Source organism: Salegentibacter sp. (assembly GCF_041642575.1).
Classification (GTDB): Bacteria; Bacteroidota; Bacteroidia; order Flavobacteriales; family Flavobacteriaceae; genus Salegentibacter.
Window position 1 is genome coordinate 1 of the sequence record NZ_JBEPWD010000149.1, and the last position, 3,617, is coordinate 3,617.

At 40.3% G+C, this 3,617-nt stretch carries 4 protein-coding genes; 2 read left to right on the plus strand and 2 right to left on the minus strand.

Annotated elements, in window-relative coordinates; translation table 11 throughout:
• Positions 1-94 precede the first annotated feature (94 nt).
• Both ACESK1_RS12600 and ACESK1_RS12605 read left to right on the plus strand, forming a co-directional pair.
• Positions 95-916, plus strand: coding sequence for a phosphatase PAP2 family protein (locus tag ACESK1_RS12600; protein ID WP_372920534.1), 822 nt, complete (start codon positions 95-97; stop codon positions 914-916).
• Positions 917-919: 3 nt separating this feature from the next.
• Positions 920-1,996: an endonuclease/exonuclease/phosphatase family protein gene (locus tag ACESK1_RS12605; protein ID WP_372920535.1), complete on the plus strand. Its 1,077-nt coding sequence runs from the start codon at positions 920-922 to the stop codon at positions 1,994-1,996.
• On the opposite strand, the gene ACESK1_RS12610 is transcribed toward ACESK1_RS12605, so the two are convergent.
• Both ACESK1_RS12610 and ACESK1_RS12615 read right to left on the minus strand, forming a co-directional pair.
• Positions 1,993-2,397 carry a response regulator gene (locus ACESK1_RS12610; protein WP_372920536.1) on the minus strand — a complete coding sequence of 135 codons (405 nt, stop codon included), beginning with the start codon at positions 2,395-2,397 and terminating at the stop codon, positions 1,993-1,995. The two genes, ACESK1_RS12605 and ACESK1_RS12610, sit on opposite strands and share 4 nt — an antisense overlap.
• Before the next feature lie 24 nt (positions 2,398-2,421).
• Positions 2,422-3,617 (minus strand): PAS domain-containing protein (locus ACESK1_RS12615; RefSeq protein ID WP_372920537.1); only part of this gene is annotated, 1,196 nt, incomplete at its 5' end.

The following is a 3,617-nucleotide window of genomic DNA, read 5'->3' on the forward strand; positions in this document are numbered from 1 at the left end:
TTCTCAGTAAAGGGCCTGGTTTATTGTTATTGTTTTCTTAAATGCTTTAAATTTAAGAACATAGTTAGGAGATTTGGGTTAAAACTCACTTTCTATGAACAAGCTGATAACGCTTTTTTTCTGTTTATCGATTTGTTTTTCAGTCGTTTCCCAGGAAAACGAATCACCTTATGAAACTGATTTCTGGAAAGATGGTGCATGGATCACGACAGGGCTCGGACTAAATGCTCTTGGGGTTTCCATGATCCAGAATAAGCCTGGCTTAACCGAGGCTGAAGTCCTCGCTCTGGACAAAGACGACATTTGGGGGGTAGACCGTTGGACAGCCGGCAACTATTCTGAGCAAGACGACGAATTGAGCTACATTCCGTTTTACGCTTCCTTTGCCCTACCCATCGCTTTTTTACCAAGTGAAGCTGAAAGAAAAAATTTTGGGCAAATATCTGTGCTGTATCTCGAAACCATGGCTACCGTTGGGGCTATGTTCACCATTACCGCCGGGGCCGTTCATAAAAGTCGTCCCCTGGTTTATAACGAAGATCTTCCCATGAAAGAACGAAGGGATAATGATGCCCAACGCTCCTTTTTTGGGGGGCACGTAGCTGCAACATCGGCAGCTGCTTTCTTCACAGCAAAGGTTTTCCAGGATTTTAATCCAAATTCCCGGGCTATTCCGTATGTTTGGACTGGTGCTGTTGCTATTCCGGCTTTTGTAGGCTATTTGAGAACAAAAAGCGGAAAGCATTTTCTAACCGATAATTTGATCGGTTTTGGGGTTGGTGCCGCAACCGGTATCCTGGTCCCTGAAATACATAAAAAAGGCAATGAAAATTTAAACCTTTATCCAACGGCCAGGTTTAATATCAATGGTACTGGAATAAACACCCGGGGACTGGCCCTTTCATATACATTTTAGATCATGAAGATTGTTGAAATCATAATTCTATTTTTTACCGTCTTAATGCTACTTCCCAGTCTGGCATCTGCCACCCGTTTTGACAAATGGTGGATAAGAGGCTTTGATTTTCCCAGGATACAGATCTGCTTTCTGGTTTGTATTGTCCTTCTGGCTTCCTTCCTGTACTATGATTTTTCTGAAACCTGGCACTTTATCGCAGTTGGCGCCTTGATCTTCAGCCTGGGCTATCAGTTCAAACAAATTTATCCGTACACTTATTTAGCCAAAAAACAGGTGCTTAAATTTGAAGGGGATGACACCGATTGTGTATTTTCTATTTTAGTGAGCAATGTTCTCACTGAAAACAGATCTTACCAGAAATTTATCGATTTGGTAAGGGATCGTGACCCGGATATCTTTCTAACCTTGGAATCTGATAAGAAGTGGGAAAAAGCACTGAAAGAATTGGAGACCGATTATAAATATGTCGAGAAAGTTCCTCAGGATAATCTCTACGGAATGCATTTGTATTCAAAAATAAAACTGGAAGACACTGAAGTGAAATACCTGGTGCAGGATGATATCCCTTCTATTCATACTTATTTCAGATTAGATGAAAGATCGCGAATTCACTTGCATTGCCTACATCCAAAACCGCCCAGTCCTTCAGAAAGTGAAACTTCCACCAACCGGGATGCGGAACTCCTTATGCTTGGAAGAGATATAAAGACCAGTGAAGAAGGTGTCCTGGTAATTGGAGATTTGAATGATGTGGCCTGGTCCCGTACTACCAGATTATTTCAGAAAATGAGTGGTTTGCTTGATCCCCGGATTGGCCGCGGTTTTTTCAATACTTTTCACGCCGAGTACTGGTTCCTGCGTTGGCCGCTGGATCACGTTTTCCATACCAATGATTTTACTCTTGTGGAATTAGCGCGGGAACGTCCTATTGGTTCAGACCACTTCCCGATGTATATAAAACTTAATTATGAACCCAGGGCAGAGATCCTTCAGGATGAACCGGAAGCCGGACAAGAAGAAAAGGAATGGGCCCAGGATAAAATCGATGATGCCGACCCAAAACATAAAGAAGTTTAGATCTTTTCAAAAAAATGACTTATTTCAGGAATATCTTTGATCTTTTGGCAACATTCCCTGGTAATTGGTTTTTCTAAAAAATCCTTAACCATAGTATACCGGAAAGCTCTCTCTTTGTCTTTTTGTTCTACCGAAGAGGTTACCATAATTACGTAATACCTGTCTTTATCTACCTCTTTATTTAATTCATCTAAAAATTCCCAGCCGTTCATTCCGGGCATATTGATATCAAGCAGGATCAAAAATTCTTTATTATTATTTTCAGATTGGAGGAAATCCAGGGCAGAACTTGCTCTTTTAAAAACTAACGGATTTTCTGAAACCTCGCTGTTGGCCATTAATTTCTTCTGAATAAAAATGACTACTTCATCGTCGTCTACAATAAGAACTTTTAAATTCATAGGGGGTAGATTATAAGCTTGGGGCTAATTTTCTGTTTTATTCGCAATTTTACGGATCACTTTATCCAATTCCTGTGATGAAATTAAGATATTATCCAGAATATCGGGAATATTTTCAATATTATCTTTGTGATTTTTCAACAAGTCAATGAGTCCCATTATTCTAGCTAGCGGTGCTCTTACCACATGAGATTGCGTCCATGCGATCTCCCTAAGGCGTTCGTTACTCTCTTCAATCGCCTTGATATAGTTATACCTTTGTGTAATATCCTGAATGGAACCAATAATCCTTTGAGGCTTGCCTTCTTTACTTGTAATTAGATAGCTGCGATCTAAAACATATTTGTAACTACCATCGGCACAGGCCAGTCTGTATTCGGTATGGATGAGTTTGCGGCTTTTTTCCACCATTTCCTTTTCCTGAGCCTTGATGCGGTCAAGATCTTCAGGATGGATCTTTGAGTCCCACCAGGAGCCATTGAATTTAGTGTTTTCAGGAGAATAACCGAAGATGTTAGTTATGGCTTCGTTGAATTTTAATTCATCACTTTCAATATCGTAATCCATAATTAGATCACTGGTAGCTTTGGCAACAATATCATAACGCTCCAGGCTTTCTTTCAATTTTTTCTCCTGAAGAATGTACTGGGTAATATCCCTGGAATTTGCCACAAGCCCGCCAACTGCAGGATCAGCTCTTAGGTCACTCATTATTGTTTCCAACCAGCGCCATTCTCCCTTTCCATCTTGATACCGGTAGGAGGGTAACTGTACCGTTTTCTTTTTTCCGATGAATTTGAGATATTTTTGGATTCTTATTTCATCTTCAGGATGGATAAAATCAAATACAAATCTCCCTTCCATTTCTTCCGGATCTACATCAAGGATATTTTTTACACTGGGGCTAATATAGGAGTACTGTAAATCCTCATTTATAATACTTATCATATCAGAGCCATCCTGTACCAAAGCTTTAAAGCGTTGCTGACTGTGATACAGTTCCTTTTCGGCTTTGACTTTTGCTGTAATATCGGTAGCCAGCGTTACCCGGGCATCACGACCATCAAAAGCTATTGGGTTAGATTCGATTTCTACATATAGAGGTTTTCCTTCTTTGGTACAATGCCTGATCTGAAACGAGAAAAAATTGTCAACGTTTTTCTTCCAGATTTCTTCCCCCAACGTTTCTCCTTCGGCCCAAAGATCGCGGACATTCATTT